The sequence below is a fragment of the Kitasatospora fiedleri genome (assembly GCF_948472415.1).
GTDB classification, from domain to species: Bacteria; Actinomycetota; Actinomycetes; order Streptomycetales; family Streptomycetaceae; genus Kitasatospora; species Kitasatospora fiedleri.
The window spans coordinates 3,803,239-3,823,166 of sequence record NZ_OX419519.1 but is presented as its reverse complement, the minus strand read 5'-3'; the positions used below and the strand labels follow the sequence as shown (position 1 = coordinate 3,823,166).

The 19,928-nt window shown below is 73.3% G+C and carries 17 protein-coding genes and 2 pseudogenes; 9 read left to right on the top strand and 10 right to left on the bottom strand.

Features of this window, described 5'->3' with window-relative positions; all coding sequences use genetic code 11:
• The first annotated feature begins 46 nt into the window (after positions 1 to 46).
• Together QMQ26_RS17715 and QMQ26_RS17710 are read left to right on the top strand one after the other, a co-directional pair.
• Complete coding sequence (locus QMQ26_RS17715; RefSeq protein WP_282206327.1) at positions 47 to 367, top strand: hypothetical protein; 321 nt, start codon at positions 47 to 49, stop codon at positions 365 to 367.
• A 35-nt stretch (positions 368 to 402) separates the two neighbouring features.
• The gene (locus QMQ26_RS17710; protein ID WP_282206326.1) at positions 403 to 1,110 is read left to right on the top strand and encodes a hypothetical protein; all 708 of its coding nucleotides are present in this window, start codon (positions 403 to 405) and stop codon (positions 1,108 to 1,110) included.
• 59 nt (positions 1,111 to 1,169) lie between these two features.
• Here the strand turns inward: QMQ26_RS17710 and QMQ26_RS17705 are convergent, their stop codons facing one another.
• From QMQ26_RS17705 to QMQ26_RS17690, 4 genes and pseudogenes are all read right to left on the bottom strand, one after another.
• Positions 1,170 to 2,339, bottom strand: coding sequence for a pyridoxal phosphate-dependent aminotransferase (locus QMQ26_RS17705; RefSeq protein WP_282206325.1), 1,170 nt, complete (start codon positions 2,337 to 2,339; stop codon positions 1,170 to 1,172).
• A 155-nt stretch (positions 2,340 to 2,494) separates the two neighbouring features.
• Positions 2,495 to 3,031, bottom strand: a pseudogene (locus QMQ26_RS17700) (YbjN domain-containing protein); the annotation flags it as partial.
• A gap of 191 nt (positions 3,032 to 3,222) precedes the next feature.
• Positions 3,223 to 5,826 (bottom strand): ATP-dependent chaperone ClpB, encoded by a 2,604-nt coding sequence (gene clpB, locus QMQ26_RS17695; protein ID WP_282206324.1) that lies wholly within the window; start codon positions 5,824 to 5,826, stop codon positions 3,223 to 3,225.
• A 176-nt stretch (positions 5,827 to 6,002) separates the two neighbouring features.
• A pseudogene (locus tag QMQ26_RS17690) lies at positions 6,003 to 6,931 on the bottom strand (LysR family transcriptional regulator).
• A gap of 70 nt (positions 6,932 to 7,001) precedes the next feature.
• On the opposite strand from QMQ26_RS17690, the gene QMQ26_RS17685 reads away from it, so the two are divergent.
• The 6 genes from QMQ26_RS17685 (at position 7,002) to QMQ26_RS17660 (ending at position 13,095) form a co-directional block, all read left to right on the top strand.
• Positions 7,002 to 8,102, top strand: coding sequence for an SLAC1 family transporter (locus QMQ26_RS17685; protein WP_282206323.1), 1,101 nt, complete (start codon positions 7,002 to 7,004; stop codon positions 8,100 to 8,102).
• A gap of 688 nt (positions 8,103 to 8,790) precedes the next feature.
• Positions 8,791 to 9,168, top strand: coding sequence for a hypothetical protein (locus QMQ26_RS17680; protein WP_282206322.1), 378 nt, complete (start codon positions 8,791 to 8,793; stop codon positions 9,166 to 9,168).
• Entirely contained in the window at positions 9,153 to 9,989 is an 837-nt protein-coding gene (locus tag QMQ26_RS17675; protein WP_282206321.1) for a LuxR family transcriptional regulator, read from the top strand. Before QMQ26_RS17680 ends, QMQ26_RS17675 begins: the two co-directional genes overlap by 16 nt.
• On the top strand, positions 9,982 to 10,971 hold the full coding sequence (locus QMQ26_RS17670; RefSeq protein WP_282206320.1) for a LuxR C-terminal-related transcriptional regulator: 990 nt from the start codon (positions 9,982 to 9,984) through the stop codon (positions 10,969 to 10,971). The genes QMQ26_RS17675 and QMQ26_RS17670 overlap by 8 nt, the downstream gene beginning before the upstream one ends.
• Before the next feature lie 144 nt (positions 10,972 to 11,115).
• Positions 11,116 to 12,108 (top strand): helix-turn-helix domain-containing protein, encoded by a 993-nt coding sequence (locus QMQ26_RS17665; RefSeq protein WP_282206319.1) that lies wholly within the window; start codon positions 11,116 to 11,118, stop codon positions 12,106 to 12,108.
• Between the two features lie 15 nt (positions 12,109 to 12,123).
• On the top strand, positions 12,124 to 13,095 hold the full coding sequence (locus QMQ26_RS17660; RefSeq protein ID WP_100837295.1) for a helix-turn-helix domain-containing protein: 972 nt from the start codon (positions 12,124 to 12,126) through the stop codon (positions 13,093 to 13,095).
• Between the two features lie 50 nt (positions 13,096 to 13,145).
• Here the strand turns inward: QMQ26_RS17660 and QMQ26_RS17655 are convergent, their stop codons facing one another.
• Positions 13,146 to 13,754: a hypothetical protein gene (locus tag QMQ26_RS17655; RefSeq protein ID WP_030905655.1), complete on the bottom strand. Its 609-nt coding sequence runs from the start codon at positions 13,752 to 13,754 to the stop codon at positions 13,146 to 13,148.
• 405 nt (positions 13,755 to 14,159) lie between these two features.
• Here QMQ26_RS17655 and QMQ26_RS17650 point away from each other — a divergent pair, with 405 nt between their 5' ends.
• On the top strand, positions 14,160 to 14,315 hold the full coding sequence (locus tag QMQ26_RS17650; protein ID WP_159073132.1) for a hypothetical protein: 156 nt from the start codon (positions 14,160 to 14,162) through the stop codon (positions 14,313 to 14,315).
• A 26-nt stretch (positions 14,316 to 14,341) separates the two neighbouring features.
• On the opposite strand, the gene QMQ26_RS17645 is transcribed toward QMQ26_RS17650, so the two are convergent.
• The 5 genes from QMQ26_RS17645 to dnaK form a co-directional block, all read right to left on the bottom strand.
• Positions 14,342 to 15,343 (bottom strand): hypothetical protein, encoded by a 1,002-nt coding sequence (locus QMQ26_RS17645; protein ID WP_159073133.1) that lies wholly within the window; start codon positions 15,341 to 15,343, stop codon positions 14,342 to 14,344.
• A 207-nt stretch (positions 15,344 to 15,550) separates the two neighbouring features.
• A complete protein-coding gene (locus QMQ26_RS17640; protein ID WP_282206318.1) occupies positions 15,551 to 16,075 on the bottom strand; it encodes a heat shock protein transcriptional repressor HspR in 525 nt (174 codons plus the stop codon).
• A 7-nt stretch (positions 16,076 to 16,082) separates the two neighbouring features.
• Positions 16,083 to 17,231 carry a molecular chaperone DnaJ gene (gene dnaJ / locus QMQ26_RS17635; protein WP_100837297.1) on the bottom strand — a complete coding sequence of 383 codons (1,149 nt, stop codon included), beginning with the start codon at positions 17,229 to 17,231 and terminating at the stop codon, positions 16,083 to 16,085.
• Positions 17,232 to 17,369: 138 nt separating this feature from the next.
• Positions 17,370 to 17,960: a nucleotide exchange factor GrpE gene (gene grpE, locus QMQ26_RS17630; protein WP_100837298.1), complete on the bottom strand. Its 591-nt coding sequence runs from the start codon at positions 17,958 to 17,960 to the stop codon at positions 17,370 to 17,372.
• Positions 17,957 to 19,804 carry a molecular chaperone DnaK gene (dnaK, locus tag QMQ26_RS17625; RefSeq protein WP_100837299.1) on the bottom strand — a complete coding sequence of 616 codons (1,848 nt, stop codon included), beginning with the start codon at positions 19,802 to 19,804 and terminating at the stop codon, positions 17,957 to 17,959. The genes grpE and dnaK overlap by 4 nt, the downstream gene beginning before the upstream one ends.
• Between the last annotated feature and the right edge of the window lie 124 nt (positions 19,805 to 19,928).

Genomic DNA, 19,928 nt, shown 5'->3' with positions numbered 1-19,928 from the left:
TGGCGGCGGTCGAAGTGGCGGCACCAGTGGAATGCGGTGAATTCTGATGAGCTGGACGGCTTGGGAGATTCCCGGCTGGCACGAGGACGAGCGGCTCCGCGAGTTCTACCGGAACGCCTTCCACCCGGAACTGATCGACGACATCGCGGTGTACCGCGATTCGGCGCGCGACGGCAGCCCGTACGCGGCCCGGCTGCGCACGAGCCTCGACTACCTCCTGGAACGACGGCCCGCGTCGATCAAGGAGTGGTGGAGCCTCACCCGGTACCCGTTCCAGTCGGAGGACGAGCTCTACGCATTCCTCGCGGACGTCCACGCGTATTTCTACGGTGACCGCGCCGAACCGCCGATCGCTCCGGCCCCCTGACTCCCCGACGGGCCGAAAGAAGGAGTCCTGTCCCCATGCCGCTCCGTGACGAGCTGCCGCCCCGCACCGGTCCGTGGGCGAGCCGCTTCGACTCCGAGGAATCACTGGTCCAGGCCGAGGACGCGCTCCGCGCGACGGCCCTGGCCACCCGCGACCTTTCCCCGATCCTGCCGTTCGAGGCCGTTTACGGTCCTTTCCTGAACTGCGCGGGAAAGGCCACGGCATTCGCCATCGACCCGCAGGAGCCCTACGGCCCCGACGGGGAGATCAACTACGTCCGCGCCGACTTCCTGACGCTCGGCCTGCTGTACGGCGTCTACCGCCCGGCCGCGGGCACCGGCCCGGCCGGGCCGGTGGAGGAGGACGACCTGTGGAACACCACGGTCTACCCCTACCCCGGCGGGCGGATCGACCCGACCAAGGTCGACCTGGCCGAACTGGGGCTGGACGTACCGGGGGTGGACCGCCGCTTCGTGCACTTCTGCGCCGGAGCCCTGGGAGTGGAGGCCGTCGACGACCTCGGCGAACTGCGCGAGACCTTCGACGCGGCGTGGCCGGACTACCGGGAGGTGATCCGGGCCGGCCTGCTGCACCTGGTCAGGAACCGCCCGCTGACGGTCGGCCAGTGGTACGCGCTGACCTACGTCCCGTTCCCGGACGAGCGGGAACTGACGGCCTACCTCGGGCAGCTCTACGCGTACCTCTTCGACGGCTTCGACGCGATGCCCCTCGCCCCGGCCTGAGCCCGCCGGGGCGGCCCCGGCGGCCGCGGGCGGAACCGGAGTGCCGCCCGGCGCGGCCCTCAGCGCCCGCGCAGGCCGGACAGCCTCTCGACCGCCGCTTCGAGCACCTCCACCCGCTTGCAGAAGGCGAACCGGACCTGGCTGCGCCCGGCCTCGGCGTCGTCGTAGAAGACGGCGTTCGGGATGGCGACCACCCCGCAGCGCTCGGGCAGGGCCCGGCAGAACTCGATGCCGTCCTTCTCGCCCAGCGGAGTGATGTCGGTGGTGACGAAGTACGTGCCCTGCGGCTCGAAGACCCGGAACCCGGCCGCGGCGAGCCCCCGGGCGAGCAGGTCGCGCTTGCGGTGCAGGTCGGCGCGGAAGTCCGCGTAGTAGCCGTCGGGCAGCCGCAGGGCCTCGGCGACGGCGTACTGGAACGGGCCCGCCGAGACGTAGGTGAGGTACTGCTTGGCGGTGCGGACGGCGGAGACCAGGGCGGGCGCGCCGGTCACCCAGCCGACCTTCCAGCCGGTGAAGGAGAAGGTCTTGCCGGCCGAGGAGATCGCCACGGTGCGGTCGCGCATGCCGGGCAGGGCGGCCAGCGGGTGGTGGGCGCCGGCGAAGACCAGGTGTTCGTAGACCTCGTCGGTGACCACCAACAGGTCGTGTTCGAGAGCGAGTTCGGCGATCCCGGCCAGTTCCTCGGGGGTGAGCACGGTGCCGGTCGGGTTGTGCGGGGTGTTGACGAGCAGCAGCCGGGTGCGCGGGGTGATCAGCGCCCGCAGCTCGTCCAGGTCGGGCCGGAAGGCGGGGGCGCGCAGGGTGAGCGGGACGCGGACGGCGCCCGCCATCGCGATGCAGGCGGCGTAGGAGTCGTAGAACGGCTCGAAGGCGATCACCTCGTCGCCGGGCTCCAGCAGCGCGAGCATGGCGGCGGCGATCGCCTCGGTGGCCCCGGCGGTCACCAGCACCTCGGTGTCCGGGTCGTACGCCAGCCCGTAGAACCGCTCCTGGTGCTCCGCGACCGCCTGCCGCAGCTCGGGCACGCCCGGCCCCGGCGGGTACTGGTTGCCGTGGCCCTCCCGCAGCGCCCGGACGGCGGCCTCGCGGACCTCCTCGGGCCCGTCGGTGTCCGGGAAGCCCTGCCCGAGGTTGATCGAGCCGGTGGCGGTGGCCAGCGCGGACATCTCGGCGAAGATCGTGGTCCCCATGCCCGCCAGCCGGCGGTTCAGCAGCGGCCTGGTGCTCATCGGTGGCTCCTCACAGACGGTGGTCGGGCCCCATCATCCAGGGGCCCGCGGCGGGGGTGGGCGGTCGTGCGGACGGGCCCGCCGCCCGGGTGGGGGTGGCGGGCCCGTCCGGGGCGCTGCGGGGAGGGGTCAGCCCTCGTCGGCCGGGCCGTCCTCGGGGCGGCGTCGCCGTCGGCGTCCTTGGCCTGGTCGCCGAGCTGCTCGACCATCCACTGCTCGAAGCCGACCGCGGCCTGGGTCCAGTTGGCGGTGGTGCCGACGAAGTACTCCAGGTTGACGCCGTTGCCGACGATCATCTGGGACTCACCGATCAGCCGGACCACGCCGTCGTCGTGGGTGTGGGTGTAGACCTTGGGCCACAGGGTCTCCCGGTTCCACTCGTCGATCAGGGCGAGGATCTCGGGCTTCTGCTCCAGGGGGAACGGGCGGTCGTAGAACGCGCGGACCGCGAACAGCTCCTTGTGGTCGCCGCGGAACATGTAGTAGACGCGGAAGTTCTCCCAGGGGGCGGTGAGGTCGCCCTCCTCGTCCACCACGTGCTTGAGCTGCATCTGGTCGAGCAGCTGGGCGACCAGGTCCTGGTTCGGGACGATCACCGGCGGCGGCCCGGCCGGAGCGCCACCGGGCTGGCCGCCGCCCTGCGGCGGCTGCGGCAGGCCGAAGGACGGGATGGACGACGGGTCGATGCTCACGGGGATGTCCCTTTCACGGTGCACGGTCGGCTGCCGATGGGGGGCCGCCTCTCCTGGTCTCCATCCTGCCTCATTCGGGGCCCGCGGCACAGGGTGCACTCCGCCGCGTGATCATGTCCCCGCCGACCGCGGCGCGGCCGGTGCGGGCCGGTGGGCGGGGCCCGGGCGGGGCCCCGCCCACCGACGGGGCGTCACTTCTCCAGCGAGGCGCGCGGACCGACGCTGAGCCGGTCGGAGGAACCGTCGTGGTCGACCACCACCGTCTCGCCGTCGTGCACCCGGCCGGAGAGGATCTCCTTGGCCAGTTGGTCGCCGATCGCGGACTGCACCAGCCGGCGCAGCGGCCGGGCGCCGTACGCCGGGTCGTAGCCGGTGAGCGAGAGCCAGTCCCGGGCGGCCGGGGTGACGTCCAGGGTGAGCCGGCGCTCGCGCAGCCGGCGGGCGAGCGCGGCGACCTGGAGGTCGACGATCCGGCTGAGCTCCTCGGTGCCCAGCGGGTCGAACACCACGATGTCGTCCAGCCGGTTCAGGAACTCCGGCTTGAAGGACTGCCGCACCGTCTCCAGCACCAGCTCCTTCTTGCGCTCCTCGGGCGTGGCCGGGTTGACCAGGTACTGGGAGCCCAGGTTGGAGGTGAGGATCAGGATCGCGTTGCGGAAGTCCACCGTGCGGCCCTGGCCGTCGGTGAGGCGGCCGTCGTCCAGCACCTGGAGCAGCACGTCGAACACCTCGGGGTGGGCCTTCTCCACCTCGTCCAGCAGGACCACGCTGTACGGGCGGCGGCGGACCGCCTCGGTGAGCTGGCCGCCCTCCTCGTAGCCGACGTACCCGGGCGGGGCGCCGACCAGGCGGGAGACCGAGTGCTTCTCGCCGTACTCGCTCATGTCGATCCGGACCATGGCGCGCTCGTCGTCGAAGAGGAAGTCCGCCAGGGCCTTGGCCAGCTCGGTCTTGCCGACGCCGGTCGGGCCGAGGAAGAGGAACGAGCCGGTCGGGCGGTCCGGGTCGGCGATGCCGGAGCGGGTGCGGCGCACCGCGTCGGAGACGGCGCGGACGGCCTCGTGCTGGCCGATCAGGCGGCGGCCCAGCTCCTCCTCCATCCGCAGCAGCTTGGCGCTCTCGCCCTCCAGCAGCCGGCCGGCCGGGATGCCCGTCCAGGACGCGACCACGTCCGCCACGTCGTCCGGGCCGACCTGCTCCTTGACCATGCTGGTGTTCGGCTCGTCCGCCGCGCGGTCCTGCGCCTCGGTCAACTCCCGCTCGGCGGCCGGGATCTCGGCGTACATCAGCTTGGAGGCGCGCTCGAAGTCGCCGTCGCGCTGGGCGCGGTCCAGGCTGCCGCGCAGGTCGTCCAGGCGCTCCTTGAGCTCGCCGACCCGGTTGAGCGACTTCTTCTCCTGCTCCCAGCGGGCGTTGAGGGTGCTCAGCTGCTCCTGCTTGTCAGCGAGGTCGCGCCGGAGCCGGCCGAGCCGCTCGACCGAGGCCGGGTCGGACTCCTTCTCCAGCGCCAGCTCCTCCATCCGCAGCCGGTCGACCGCGCGCTGCAGCTCGTCGATCTCCACCGGGGAGGAGTCGATCTCCATCCGCAGCCGGGAGGCGGCCTCGTCCACCAGGTCGATCGCCTTGTCGGGCAGGAAGCGGGCGGTGATGTACCGGTTGGACAGCGTCGCCGCGGCGACCAGCGCGGCGTCGGTGATCTCCACCTTGTGGTGCGCCTCGTAGCGGCCCTTGAGGCCGCGCAGGATCGCGATGGTGTCCTCGACGCTGGGCTCGCCGACCATCACCTGCTGGAAGCGGCGCTCCAGGGCCGGGTCCTTCTCGATCCGCTCGCGGTACTCGTCCAGCGTGGTGGCGCCGACCATGCGCAGCTCGCCGCGGGCCAGCATCGGCTTGAGCATGTTGCCCGCGTCCATCGAGGAGTCGCCGCCGGCGCCCGCGCCGACCATGGTGTGCAGCTCGTCGATGAAGGTGATCACCTGGCCGTCGGAGGCCTTGATGTCGTTCAGGACGGCCTTGAGCCGCTCCTCGAACTCGCCGCGGAACTTCGCGCCCGCGACCATCGCCGCCAGGTCGAGCGCGACCAGGCGCTTGCCGCGCAGCGACTCCGGCACGTCGCCCGCGACGATCCGCTGGGCCAGGCCCTCGACCACCGCGGTCTTGCCGACGCCGGGCTCGCCGATCAGCACCGGGTTGTTCTTGGTCCGCCGGGAGAGCACCTGCACCACCCGGCGGATCTCCTGGTCGCGGCCGATCACCGGGTCGAGCTTGCCGTCCCGCGCGGCCTGCGTCAGGTCGGAGCCGTACTTCTCCAGGGCCTTGTAGGTGCCCTCCGGGTCCGGCGAGGTGACCCGGGCGCTGCCCCGGACCTCCTTGAACGCGGCCAGCAGCGCCTGCGCCGTCGCGCCCTGCTGCCGGAGCGGCTCGGCGGCCTGCCCGCCCTCGGCGGCCAGGCCGACCAGCAGGTGCTCGGTGGAGACGTACTGGTCGTCCAGGTCGGTGGCGCGCCGACCGGCCTCCTCCAGCACGGCCAGGGTGTCGCGCGCGAGGTTCGGCGCGGCGACCGTGGAGCCCTGGGCGGCCGGGAGTGCGGCGGCCTGCTGGCGGGCGGCGGCGGCGATCCGCCCCGCGTCCGCCCCGACGGCCTCCAGCAGCGGGCGGGCCAGGCCCTCCGGCTGGTCGAGCAGGGCCAGCAGGACGTGCACCGGCTTGACGTCCGGGTTCCCCGCGGCGCTGGCCTGCCGGATGGCGGAGGACAGGGCCTCCTGCGTCTTGCTGGTGAACTTACTGGCGTCCACTGCGGGCATACCCCTCTCGTCTCGGGACTGGTACGAGTCTGCTGAGTACAGCATGCACTAAGTTGAGCGTATTCCGCTCAGGTTTTACGAAGGGTTTCCGCTCAGCCCGTCCGGGCGGGCGGTCCGGCCGCTCCGCTCAGCCCTTCCGGCCCCGCTCAGCCCTTCCGACCCCCCGCTCAGCCCTTCCGGACGGCCCGGCCCGGTCCGGGCGCCCGGGTCAGCCCCAGCAGCTCACGGGCCGGCCCGGCCGGGCGCTGGCCGGCCGGCCAGACCGCGCGCAGCGGGCGCTGCAGCTCCAGTCCGGCCAGCGGCACGGCGACCAGCCGGCGGGTGGCCAGCTCCTCGGTCACCGCCAGCTCGCTCAGGCAGACCGGGTCCGCGCCGGTCATCGCGGCCGCCTTCAGCGCCGTCGAGGAGGCCAGCTCCAGCCGGGGCGCGGCCGGGCCGCCGTACGGGGCCAGCGCCTCCTCCAGCACCTCCCGGGTGCCCGAGCCGACCTCGCGCAGCACCAGCGGGGTGGCCGCCAGCTCGGCGCCGGTGACCGGGGTGCGGCGGCGGGCCCAGCGGTGCTCGGGGAGACCACCACCACCAGCCGGTCGGCGGCCACCACCGCGCCGGACAGGCCGGGCGGGGTGGAGGTGCCCTCGACGAAGCCCAGGTCGGCCTCGCCGGCCAGCACCTGGGCGGCGACGTCGTGCGAGTTCGCGGTGCGCAGCGTGACGGCGGTGCCCGGGATGGCCTCGTTCAGGGCCAGCAGCCAGCCCGGCATCAGGTACTCGGCGACGGTCAGGCTGGCCACCACCCGCAGCCGGGCGTCCCGGCGGCCGCGCAGCGCGTCGATCCCGGCGTCCAGCGCCTGGGCGGCCTCGACCACCTGCCGGGCCCACTCGACCACCAGCCGGCCCGCCTCGGTGGGCCGGGAGCCGCGCGGCGAGCGCTCCAGTAGCGGCACCCCGATCTGCCGTTCCATGCCCTTGATCCGGGCGCTGGCGGCGGGCTGGCTGACGCCCAGTTCGGCGGCGGCCCGCCCGACGCTGCCCAGCCGGGCCACGGCGAGCAGCAGCTCCAGGGCGCCGAGTTCCGGGACGTGCGGGGAGAGGGCCATAGGCCCAGGCTATGTCCTCATAGCGGGCGGCTCGCTACCGCCGTCCCGCCCGCGCGGGGACGGTGGAGGCATGGCAACCCTCCTCGCGCCGCGCACCACCCTGCGCACCCCCGACCTGTCCCGGCTCGGACCCCACTGGTACGCCGCCGTGATGGGCACCGCGATCACCGGCAACGCCGCCGCCGCGCTGCCGGTGGACGTCCCCGGCCGCGCCGCCTTCGCCGAGGCGGTCTGGACGCTCTCGCTGCTGATGCTGGCCGCCCTGCTGGCCGGCCGCGCCGTCCACCTGACCCGGCACCGCGAGCAGGCCCGGCACACCCTGCTGGCGGACCCGTCCGCCGCCGTCTTCTACGGCTGCCCGCCGATGGCCCTGCTGGCCGTCGGCTACGGCGCGCTCACCGTCGGCGGCCCGGTGCTCGGCGAGCCGGCCGCGCTCGCGCTGGACGCGCTGCTGTGGACGGCGGGCACCGCGTACGCGCTGGCGGTGGCCGCCGGGCTGCCGTACCTGATGGTCACCCGGCACCGGCTGTCCGCGCTGGAGGCCAACCCGACCTGGCTGCTGCCGGTGGTCGCGCCGATGGTGTCCGCGGCGCTCGGCCCCGCGCTGGTGCCGCACCTGCCCGCGGGGGCGCCCCGGCAGGCGCTGCTGTACGGGTGCGTGGCGATGTTCGGGGCCAGCCTGCTGGCCACCCTGGCGCTGCTGCCGGTGGTCCTCGGCGGGCTGCTGCACAGCAAGCTGCCCGCCCTGGTGCTCACCCCGTCGCTGTTCCTGGTGCTCGGGCCGCTGGGCCAGTCCACCACCGCCGTCCACCAGTTCGCCGACGCGCTGCCGCTCGCGCTGCCCGGCGCGGGCCCCGGCGCCGGGGCGGCGGCCCGCGCGCTGGCCGAGGTGTACGGCGTCACGGTGACGGGGTTCGCGCTGCTCTGGCTGGCGGTGGCGCTCGCCGCGAACCTGCGGGCCCTGCGGGCCGGGATGCCGTTCGCGATGACCTGGTGGGCCTTCACCTTCCCGGTCGGCACCCTGGTCACCGGCACCACCGCGCTGGCCCGGCACACCGGGTTCGGCGGATTCACCGCCCTCGCCGCCGGGCTCTACCTGCTGCTGCTCGCGGCCTGGGCGGTGGCGCTGGCGCGGACCGCGGGCGGCCTGCGGGCGGGCCGCCTGCTCTGAGGCCCGCCTGCTCTGAGGCCCGCCGGGTCCTCGCGGGCGGCCGGAGCGGCGGGCCGGGCGGGACGTTCGGGCCCGGCCGATATTCGACGCAGTGGATTCCGGATCGGTGGGTTCGGCGGAGGATTGCCGAATTCCCGTTCCGGGCAGTGACATTCCGCCCGGCCGCGACGCCCCCGGTCAGGGCCTCTCTCCACCCCTTTTCGAATGCCTGTTCGGGAGAGGGGGGCAATAGGGGGAGAGCGCCATTCCGGGCACCGGGCCGGGGCGTTTGCTGCATGTTCCTGCACTTGCGGGAACCTGCAGCCGGAGAGCACTTGTTCGGAGTGCGCGCCGCTGTGAGGGTGTAGACACGCCAAGTCGTCCGGGGCAGCCGCAGCCCGAGTCGGCGACTTGCTCTTCGCGTGGGGGCGACAGGTGCGTACGCATCTGCGCAACGGGGGGAAGAGCACCGGCCGGGACGCCACGTGTGGTGGTGGCTGCCCGACCGGGTCGGCGAGGCGTTGCTGCTCCGCCTCGCCGAAGCGCCATGACGCTGGCGTGACACGAGCGGGTCCTCCGGGGTCCGGGTGCCGACGGCACCCGGCCCGGGGGGCGCGCCCGGCCCGCGGGGGTGACTCCCGCCGTCGAGCCCGACGGCCCTCTGGGATCATCATCCGCAAACGGAGGAACACGGCAGGGAGTGCTCGACGTGGCAGCGGACCACCCGAAGTCCGATCCGGACACCGACCGGTCCGGCGCACCCGTGACGTCGGCCCCACCCGTGACCCCCGGCGTCCCCGGCACGCCGGACGGCCCGTCCCTCGGCGACCCGGCCTGCGGCGACGCCTCCCTCGACGGCCCGTCCCCCGACATCCCGCCCCCCGGCGAACACCCCCTCGGCGGCCTGTCCTTCGGCCCCCGTTCGACCCGGACGCCGGACTGCCCGAGGAGGACGCCACCCGGCTCTACCTGGCCGTCCTCGCCGCCGGCGGCCGCATCCCGCTGGACGCGCCGCCCCCGCTCGGCACCGACCTCACCCCCGAGCGCCAACAGGCCCTGCTGGAGCAGCTGGTGGCGATCGGCCTGATGCTGCCCAACCGGATCGACGGCTGCTACGTCGCGGTCAGCCCGCGGGCCGTCGCCGAACGCCTCGGCGCCGACCTGCGCTCCCGCGCCACCCGCCTGCTGCTCGACGCCGGCCGGCTGCCCGCCGCGCTCGACCCGCTCGCCCGCGCCTACGACGCCGTCCCCCGGCCCGCCGACCGGACCAGGCAGGCCGTCTACATCGACGGCCAGGAGGGCATCCGGCTGCGGATCGCCCAACTGGTCTCGGACTGCCGCCTCGAACTGCTCAGCGCCCAGCCCGGGCTGCGCCCGCCCGCCGTCCTCGAACTCGCCCACACCCAGGACCGGCGGATGCTCAGCCGGGGCGCCACCCTGCGCGCCCTCTACCAGCCCGTCGCGCTCACCGAGGACAGCGCCGTCCGGCACGCCACCACGATGACCGAGCACGGCGCCCAACTCCGCGTCCTGGACGAGCCGTTCCTCCGGCTGATCGTCATCGACCGGCGGATCGCCGTGATCCCCGCCGCCGAGGACCACAGCCGCGCCGCGTTCGTCGAGGACCCCGCCGCGATCGCCTACCTGGTGGCCGGCTTCGAACGCGACTGGGCCCGCGCCGAGCAGGTCCACTGGCACGGCCTCGACAGCCGCACCCTGACCCGCGCCATCACCGAACGGGTCGGCCGCCTGCTCGCCCAGGGCCTCACCCAGCGCGCCGTCGCCACCCGCCTGGGCCTGTCCGAGCGCACCGTCGCCGGGCACATCTCCCGCCTGCGCGACCTGTACGGGGCCGGCACCCTGTTCCAGCTCGGCTGGCTGATGAGAGGCGGCGGCGGACGTGGCTGACCCGACCCCCGCCACCGCCCCCGCTCCGGCCTGCGGGCCGATCGACGCGCAGGCGTGGCGCCTCTACCTGGACGTCCTGGAAGCCGGCGGCCGGGTCGCCGCCGACGCCCTCCCCGCCCCGCAGCGGCCCGCCCTCGCCGGGCTGCTGCGCACCGGCCTGCTGATGCTGGACGGCCACGACGGCTCCTACCTGGCCGTCAACCCCCGCTTCGTGGCCGACACCCTCGGCACCGAGATGAACGCCGAGGCCACCCGCCTGCTCAACCGGGCCGAACGCCTGGCCGCCGACCTCGAACCGCTGATCGCCGCCTACGACAGCGTGCCCCGCCCGGCCGGACCCGTCCCCGCCGACCTCCAGATCACCGGACGCGAGCACATCCGTCAGCGGATCGCCCAACTCGGCTCCGCCTGCCGGGAGGAGGCCCTGACCTCGCAGCCCGGGAAGCCGCTGCCCGCCGCCCTGGAACTGTCCCTGCGCCAGGAACTGCCGGTCCTGCGCCGCGGCTGCCGCATCCTCACCCTCTACCAGCCGACCGTGCTCACCGAGCCCGCCGTGATCCGCTACGCCGCCACCGTCACCAGGGCCGGCGGCGAGGTCCGACTGCTCGACGAGCCCTTCCAGCGCACCCTGGTCTTCGACCGGGCCACCGCCGTGGTGCCCGCCGCCGAGGACTTCTCCCGGGCCGCGGTGCTCTCCGACCCCGCCACCGTGGGCATGATCGTCGCCAACTTCGAACGCGACTGGGCCCGCGCCGAACGCGTCCCCTGGCACAGCCTCCTGGACAGCGACCCCGCCCGGACCGCCTCCGCCCAGGTCGGCCGCCTGCTGGCCGCCGGCCTGACCCAGAAGGCGATCGCCTCCCGGCTGGGCCTGTCCGAGCGCACCGTCGCCGGCCACATCTCCCGCCTGCGCGACCTGCACGGCGCCGAGACGCTCTTCCAACTCGGCTGGCTGATGCGGCGGGAGAAGCCAGGTGCCTGACACCCCGCCGCCCCGGCCCGGACCCGCCCCCCTCCCCGCGCGGCTGCTCGCCCCCGGGCCGCCGGTCCAGCACGATGGGAGCGAGCGGCCCACCGCCGTCGACCCGCGCACCGCCACCGGCCGGCCGGTGCGGGAGGGAACGAGGTGAACCCCCTGCTGAGCGACGCCGAACGCGCCCTGTACCGCGAAGTCCTCGCCCGGGGCGGCCGGATGATGTTCCGCGAGGCGGCGCGGCTGGACGCGGACGCCGTGCACCGCCTGGTCGAGTTCGGACTGCTGGTGCACCACGCCGTCGACGAGTCGCTGACCGCCGTCAGCCCGCGCACCGCCGTCGGCCGGCTCGGCGCCCGGATGCGGGCCGAGGGGGCCGGGCTGCTGCTGCGGGCCGAGGAGACGCCCGCGCTGCTCGAACCGCTCAGCCTGGCCTACGAGTCGGCGCTCGGCCGGGACGACCGCTCCAGCGTGGTGCACCACGTCCGGGACGTGGAGCAGATCCGGCACGGCATCCTCCAGGTCGAGTCCGAGACGCGCGAGGAGATCCTGGCCGCCCAGCCCGGCGGCGCCCGTCCGCGGCAGTTCCTGCGGCAGTCCCTCGAACTCACCCGGACCCACCTGGACGCCGGCATCGCCCTGCGCACCCTGTACGCGCCCGGCGCGCTCGCCGACCCGCCCACCGCCTCCTACGCGGCCGACGTCACCGACCTCGGCGAACGCATCCGGGTCCTGGACGAGCCGTTCACCCGGCTGCTGGTCTTCGACCGCAAGGTGGCCGTCATCCCGGCCGCCGCCGACCACTCCAGCGCCGCCTTCGTCGAGGACCCCGTCCTGGTCGCCCTGCTGGTCGAGCGCTTCGAGCGCGACTGGGCCCGCGCCGCGACCGTCGACTGGCACGCCGCCGCCGGCCGCCCGCGCGGGACGGGCGTGCCGCCCGAACTCACCGACCTGCTAGCCGCGGGCCTGACCCAGCGGGCGATCGCCTCCCGGCTGGGGCTCTCGGAGCGGACGGTGGCCGGGCACATCGCCCGGCTGCGGGAGTTCTACGATGCGGAGACCCTGTTCCAGCTGGGCTGGCAGCTGCGCGGGGCGTCCGGACGACCCGCCGCGCCGCCGGGGGCAGCGCCCCGCGCGGACGGCTGAGAAGGAGCGGGACCCGTGAGCGAGGCGAACCCGGTCGCCCTGCCGAGCGAGGCGGAGCAGCGGCTCTACCAGCAGGTCCTGGACCAGGGCGGGCGGGTGGCGTTCCGGGAGGCGGTCGAGCAGGACCCGGCCGGGGTGCTGCGGCTGCTGGAGCTTGGGCTGCTGGTGCACGACGCCGCCGCGCAGGTGCTGACGGCGGCCGACCCGCGGGCGGTCGGCGACCGGATCAGCGCCCGACTGCGCGCCGAGGGCACCCGGATGCTGCTGCGCGCGGAGGAGCTGCCCGCGCTGCTGGAGGACCTCACCCAGGCCTACGACGCGACCCCGCGCCGGGCCGACCGCTCCAGCGTGGTGCAGCACGTCGAGCGGACCGAGCAGATCCGGCAGCGCGTCCGGCGGCTGGCGGACGAGGCGCGCGAGGAGGAACTGTCCCTGCACCCCGGCGGGACCGGGTCGACCCCCCTGCTGGACCGGTCGCCGGAGCGCACCCGCCGCTTCCTGGAGCGCGGGGCGGCCGTCCGCACCGTCCACGAGCCGACCGCGCTGCTGGACGGGCCGACGGTGCGCTGGGCGGAGAGGGTGACCGGCTGGGGCGGCCGGTTCCGCACCTTGAGCGAACCGTTCAGCAGGCTGCTGGTCTTCGACCGCCGGATCGCCGTCGTCCCGGCGTCGGCCGACGACTCCAGTGCCGCCTTCATCGAGGACCCGGCGGTGGTCGCGTTCCTGGTCGCCGCCTTCGAGCGGGACTGGGAGCGGGCCGAGCGGGTCCAGTGGCGCTCCGCCGAGCACGGGGGCGCGGACGAGAGCGCGGTGCCGGTCCACGAGCAGGTGGGCCGGCTGCTCGCCCGGGGCCTGACCCAGAAGGCCGTCGCCTCCCGGCTGGGCCTCGGCGAGCGGACCGTCGCCGCGCACATCTCCCGGCTGCGCGAACTCCACGGCGCGGAGACCCTCTTCCAGCTGGGCTGGCAGATGCGGGGAGCCGGGTGACCGGGGGAGCGGACGGGCGGGCGGGCCGGTGGCGCGGGGCGGGCGGGCCGTCAGCCGGTGGCGATCTCCGGGGACCAGAAGCCGTACGGGCCGGTGTGCTCGCGGCGCGGCCGCGGGAACTGGTCGCCGGGCGCGGTCCAGAAGCCGCCGCGCAGCGACAGCGCCATCCCGGCCCAGTCCAGCGCGGTCTCCACGGTGTGGTGCAGCGCCTCCTGCGACCAGGTGTCGTCGAAGACCAGCGGCAGCACCGGCGAGACCTGCTCGATGGTGGCGATCAACGGGTTGTGCGTGATCGCCTCGTCCACCAGCAGCACGATCGGCTTGCGCAGCGCCGACGCCCACCCGAGCTCCAGGCTCACCCCGGCCGACAGCGGGGCGCCCACGTACGCGAAGACCAGGTCCGCGCTCTGCATCGCCCGGAAGTCCGACGGCACCCGCTGCTCCGGCGCCCGTCCGGCCACCGTCCACGCGTCGCTGTGGTGCGCGCTGTACACCGCGGCCCCGCTGTCCAGCAGCGTGCTGCGCAGCGTGGTCAGCCTGGTCCGGCTGGCCAGCGTCACCACACTGTCCGCCGGGCCGGTCAGCCGCATCAGCGGCGCGGCCAGGAACACGCGTGCGCGGCGCCCCTCGGCGCGGTGTTGCAGGTGGTGCTCACTCATGTCGACTCCGGGTGTGGTGATTCGGCCGTCGGGTCCGATGCCCCCTGTCCGTCGGAACGGCGGTTGAGGACCCGGAGATTGCCGCGCTCCGGGTTCGGCGGCCGGTGCGGTGGACGCGCTGGATTGTGCTACTGCGGTTACGACTAGCTGATCGTCCATCGCCGGGTGTCAACGAGTCCACTGGCGCACGGTGGCATCTGGCTGCCTGGCGGATAGATGACACCTCGGCCCGCGGCCCCCCTTCGTGCGCGCCGACATGCACATTTCAGCGGCCGATCCTCGGCATGATGAGGGGGGTGGGGTGACGTGAGGGCGGTTGATGGGGAATCATATGTCGGAAATTGGTGCGACCATCGTTCGAGCGGGCGATGCTCGCGATGGATTTGTCCCGAAAGGAGTGATGTTGTGCTGAAGGTCCGTCGTATCCTGATCGCGGCTGTTCTGCTGGGCATCACTGTGTTTCTCGGAGCCGGCCCGGCGAGCGCGGACTCCTACTGGAGCGCCTCCGAGACCACTGTGGTGCAGAAGGCCCTCGTGGCGGACATGGACAGCCACTGGTAGGCCCCGGCGTCGAGGGGCCGCCGAGCTCAGCCCGTCGGCCCCTCGGCCTGTGCGATCTTCCACCCGAGCTGGAAGAGCGTCTCCACCCCGTACTCCTCGCGCATTTCGGCGATGTGGCGGGCGAGGGTGCGCTCGCTGAGGCCGATGCGCCGGGCGATCGTGCGGTGCGCGATGCCCTCCAGCATCATGCGGATGATTTGCTTGCGCATGCTGGACACCACCTGCGGCGGTATTTCGTGGCCGCCGGTGAAGGGGATGGCGCGTTCCCACTGGCTGTGGAAGACGCCCACGATGTAGTCGATGACGGCGTCGTCCCGGACGAAGGCCGCGCGGTCCCGGTTCTGCTCGTCGCCGACGGTTATCACGGCGACCTTCCGGTCGATCACGATCAGCTTGGCGAAGGCCTCGTCCAGTGTTCTCACCTGGCAACCTTCTTGGGTCACCGCCTGGACGTAGCTGATCGTCGGGTTCGAATAGCGGGCGCTCGGCTGGTAGATGGTCCTGATCGTCCCGCCGCGTTCCACGAATTCCATATCGCGGGCGATCGCTATCTTCAGGGCGTCCTCGCCGCGGCCCCCGCCGGGTTGTGCCGTGAGCATTTCATTCGACGCACTGGCCATGATCGCCGCCAGGTTTTCGTTGATGTTCCCCCGGCCCTGGACGTATTCGATGGCGCCGCCGGATTCGGGGTGCGCGATGTAGGCCAGGTACTCCTGGTGGAGTTCTTGCAGGGCCTGGGTGGTCGCCATCGAGCGGTGCAGGATTCTGGTGGCTTCCAGCTGGAAGCCCAGTGACAATGCCTCGGCCAGCTGCTGGGGGTCCTTCACCGCGTACGTCCCGGCCGGGCCCACCTCGGGCTGCAGGAGCCCGACGTCCAGCAGTTCGTGCAGCGCGGGGTCGTCCCGGTCGGCGGGGAGGGCGTGGCGCCCGGTCAGCTTCCCGCCGCTCTGCACGGCCCGGGTGTAGAGGGCCCGGGCCTCGGGGGAAAGGCCAGGGGCTGCGGCGGGGTTCCTCCGCTCAGTGCTCATGTCCATGACTCCTTGCCTGAGCTGGGGCCTTTGGTGGATCCGGCGCGTGCCCTCCGGCCCGCATCATAGAGCGAAGGTCTCCCGATCCCCCTCGGATTACCGGACTGCGGACAGGCGGGCGGCGCTCCGGAAAAGAACTCTGACAGGACGCGGAAGCCGCCGGCACCCCCCGAACGGGAGGGGTGTCGGCGGCTCGGTGCCGGGCGCTCAGCGCTTGGGCCGCCAGACCACCAGCGCGCTGGACTGCTGGACCTGCTGGTAGGGGACCAGGTCGCGGCGGTAGGAGGCGTGCACGGCGGCCTCGCGCTGCTGGAGGGTGGCGGCGGCGCTCTCCAGGGCGTCGACCAGTTCGCTGACGCGCGACTGCAGGGCGGCGACCTGGTTCTCCAGCTCGATGATCCGCTTGATGCCGGCCAGGTTGATGCCCTCGTCCTGGGAGAGCCGCTGGACCTCGCGCAGCTGCTGGATGTCCCGGGCGGAGTAGCGGCGGCCGCGGCCGGCGGTGCGGTCGGGGCTGACCAGGCCGAGGCGGTCGTACTGGCGGAGGGTCTGCGGGTGCAGCCCGGAGAGTTCGGCGGCCACCGAGATGACGTAGACCGGGGTGTCCTCGGTGAGCACGTACGGCGGGGCGGCGGCGCGGGGGCGGCCGCCGCCGGGCAGGCCCTCGCCCAGGCCGGGGCCGGGGCCGATCCGGCCGGTGCCGTCGCGGCTGCTGTCGGGATGGGGACTCATCGGGGTCTCACGCTCCCTCCGCCGCCTTGAACAGGGCGGCTCGCGGGTCGTCCGAGGCGGTGGCCTCGCGGTACTGCTCCAGTGCGGTCAGCGCGTCTCCGTCGACGTGCTTGGGCACCGAGACCTCCACGGTGACCAGCAGGTCGCCGCGGGTGCCGTCCTTGCGGGTGGCGCCCTTGCCCCGGGCCCGCATGGTCAGGCCGTTGGCGCTGCCGGGCGGCAGCTTGAGCTTCACGGCCGGACCGTTCAGGGTCGGCACCTCGATGGTGCCGCCCAGCGCGGCTTCGGGGAAGCTCACCGGCACGGTCACCGTGAGGTTGTCGCCCTTGCGCCCGAACACCGGGTGCGGGTCGACGTGCACCGTGACGTACAGGTCTCCGGGCTGGCCACCGCGCTCGCCCTGGGCGCCCTTGCCCTTGAGCCGGATTCGCTGGCCGTCCTGCACCCCGGCCGGGATGCGCACCTGCATGGTGCGGGCCGAGGAGGCCCGGCCGCTGCCGTGGCAGACGGTGCACGGGTCGTCGACGATCATGCCGCGGCCCTTGCAGTCCCGGCAGGGCTCGGAGAGCGCGAAGGCGCCCTGGCCCCGGCTGACGGTGCCCGCGCCGACGCAGGTCGGGCAGACCCGCGGGGTGGTGCCGGCCTTGGCGCCCGTCCCGGCGCAGGCGCGGCAGGCGGCCTGGGAGGTCATCCGCAGCGGCACCGTCGCGCCGTCCACGGCCTCCTCGAAGTTCAGCGTGACCTCGGTCTCGACGTCGGCCCCGCGGCGCGGCTGGGCGGTCTGCCGACCGCCGCGGTTGAACAGGCCGCCGAACACGTCGCCGATCCCGCCGCCGCCCGAGCCGCTCCCGCCGTTGAAGAGGTCGCCGAAGTCGAAGCCCCCGGCCGCGCCCGCCCCGCCGGGCCGGAAGCCGCCGCCCGCGAACAGCGAGCGGGCCTCGTCGTACTCCTTGCGGCGCTTCTCGTCGGAGAGCACGTCGTACGCCTCGGAGATGTCCTTGAAGCGCTCCTCGGCCTTGGCGTCGCCCTTGTTCGCGTCCGGGTGGAACTCGCGGGCCAGCTTGCGGTACGTCTTCTTGATCTCTGCGGCGGTGGCGTCCTTGGGCACGCCGAGGACCTTGTAGTAGTCCTTCTCCACGTAGTCCTTAGCGCTCATGGCCTTTGACCGCCACCTCCCGGAATCCCGAAGTTCTGTTGCCTGCCGGCACCGCGCGGTGCGGTGCCGTGATACGGCGCTGCGGAGCCGGCCGTCGTACTGGACGACGTACGACTCCGCAGCGCACGGGGACTCTACTCAGCTGTCGGACGGGCCGTCAGCCTGGTCGCCGTCCGGCTCGCCGGTGGTCTGGGTGCCCGGCTGGGGCTCCGCGACCGCGACCATCGCCGGGCGGATGATCCGCTCGCCGATCCGGTACCCGGGCTGGAGGATCTGCACGCAGGTGTCCTCCGTCACGTCCGACGAGTAGCTGTGCATCAGCGCCTCGTGGATGGTCGGGTCGAAGGGCTCGCCCTCCTTGCCGAACTGCTGCAGCCCGAGCTTGGCGACGACCGTCTCCAGCGACTCGGCGACCGACTTGAAGCCGCCCGTCACCTCGCCGTGCTCGCGGGCCCGGCCGATGTCGTCCAGCACCGGGACCAGCGACTCCAGGATGCTGGAGACCGCGATCTCCCGGACGGTGGCCCGGTCGCGCTCGACCCGCTTGCGGTAGTTCTGGTACTCGGCCTGGAGCCGCTGCAGGTCGGCGGTGCGCTCGCCGGCCTCGCGCTTGGCGGCGGCCAGTTCGTCGGCACCCGCACCCGCGACGGCCTCCTCGGCTGCCTTGAGCACGGCCTCCTCGGCGGCGGAGTCGTCGCCGGGCTGCTCGCCCTGCGGCTTCTCCGTCATGCCGCACCGCCCTTGGGCTTCTCGTCGTCGACGATCTCGGCGTCGACCACGTCGTCCTCCTTGGCGCCCGCCTCGCCGGCCCCGGCCGCGCCGGCCGCCGCGCCCGCGCCGTCGGCCTGCGCGTACAGCGCCGCGCCGAGCTTCTGGGCGGTGGTGGAGACCTTCTCGGTGGCGGTGCGGATGGCCGCGACGTCCTCGCCCTTGAGGGTCTCCTTGAGCTCGCCGATGGCGGTCTCGACCTCGGTCTTGACGTCCGCCGGGAGCTTGTCCGCGTTGTCCGCGATGAACTTCTCGGTCGAGTAGACGAGCTGCTCGCCCTGGTTGCGGGTCTCGACGGCCTCGCGGCGCTTGGTGTCCTCCTCCGCGTAGCGCTCGGCCTCCTCGCGCATGCGGTTGACCTCGTCCTTCGGCAGCGAGGAGCCGCCGGTGACGGTCATCTTCTGCTCCTTGCCGGTGCCGAGGTCCTTCGCGGCCACGTGCATGATGCCGTTTGCGTCGATGTCGAAGGTGACCTCGATCTGCGGCAGGCCGCGCGGGGCCGGCGGCAGGCCGGTCAGCTCGAACATGCCGAGCTTCTTGTTGTACGCCGCGATCTCGCGCTCGCCCTGGTAGACCTGGATCTGCACGGAGGGCTGGTTGTCCTCGGCGGTGGTGAAGATCTCGGAGCGCTTGGTCGGGATCGTGGTGTTGCGCTCGATCAGCTTGGTCATGATGCCGCCCTTGGTCTCGATGCCGAGGGACAGCGGGGTGACGTCGAGCAGCAGGACGTCCTTGACCTCGCCCTTGAGGACACCGGCCTGCAGGGAGGCGCCGATGGCGACGACCTCGTCCGGGTTGACGCCCTTGTTGGCGTCCTTGCCGCCGGTCAGCTCCTTGACGAGCTCGGCGACGGCCGGCATGCGGGTCGAGCCGCCGACCAGGACCACGTGGTCGATCTCGGACAGCTGGATGCCGGCGTCCTTGATCACGTTGTGGAACGGGACCTTGCAGCGGTCCAGCAGGTCCGAGGTGAGCTGCTGGAACTGCGAGCGGGTGAGCTTCTCGTCCAGGTGCAGCGGGCCCTCGGCGGAGGCCGTGATGTAGGGCAGGTTGATCGAGGTCTCGGAGGACGAGGACAGCTCGATCTTGGCCTTCTCGGCGGCCTCGCGCAGGCGCTGGACGGCCATCTTGTCCTTGGACAGGTCGACGCCGTGGCCGGAGTGGAAGACCTTCACCAGGTGGTCGACGACCCGCTGGTCCCAGTCGTCGCCGCCGAGGTGGTTGTCGCCGTTGGTGGCCTTGACCTCGACCACGCCGTCGCCGATCTCCAGCAGCGAGACGTCGAAGGTGCCGCCGCCGAGGTCGAAGACCAGGATGGTCTGGTCGTCCTTGTCCAGGCCGTAGGCCAGGGCGGCCGCGGTCGGCTCGTTGACGATGCGCAGGACGTTCAGGCCCGCGATCTCGCCGGCCTCCTTGGTGGCCTGGCGCTCGGAGTCGTTGAAGTAGGCCGGGACGGTGATGACGGCGTCGGTGACCGTCTCGCCCAGGTAGGCCTCGGCGTCCCGCTTGAGCTTCTGCAGGACGAAGGCGGAGATCTGCTGCGGCGTGAAGTCCTTGCCGTCGATGCCGATCTTCCAGTCGGTGCCCATGTGGCGCTTCACCGAGCGGATGGTGCGGTCGACGTTGGTGACCGCCTGCCGCTTGGCGACCTCGCCGACGAGCACCTCGCCGTTCTTGGCGAAGGCGACGACGGACGGCGTGGTCCGAGCGCCCTCGGCGTTGGTGATGACCGTGGGCTCACCGCCCTCAAGAACACTGACGACGGAGTTCGTCGTACCGAGGTCGATGCCGACCGCGCGTGCCATCGTGAATACCTCCGAGGAGAAGTTGAGCAGTACGGACTCAAGGATGCACGACCGATCGGGCGGCGTCAACAGCTTTGAGTCCGTGTCGCTCAACTTTACTGAGCGCTTATGTCGCGAGGGGTCC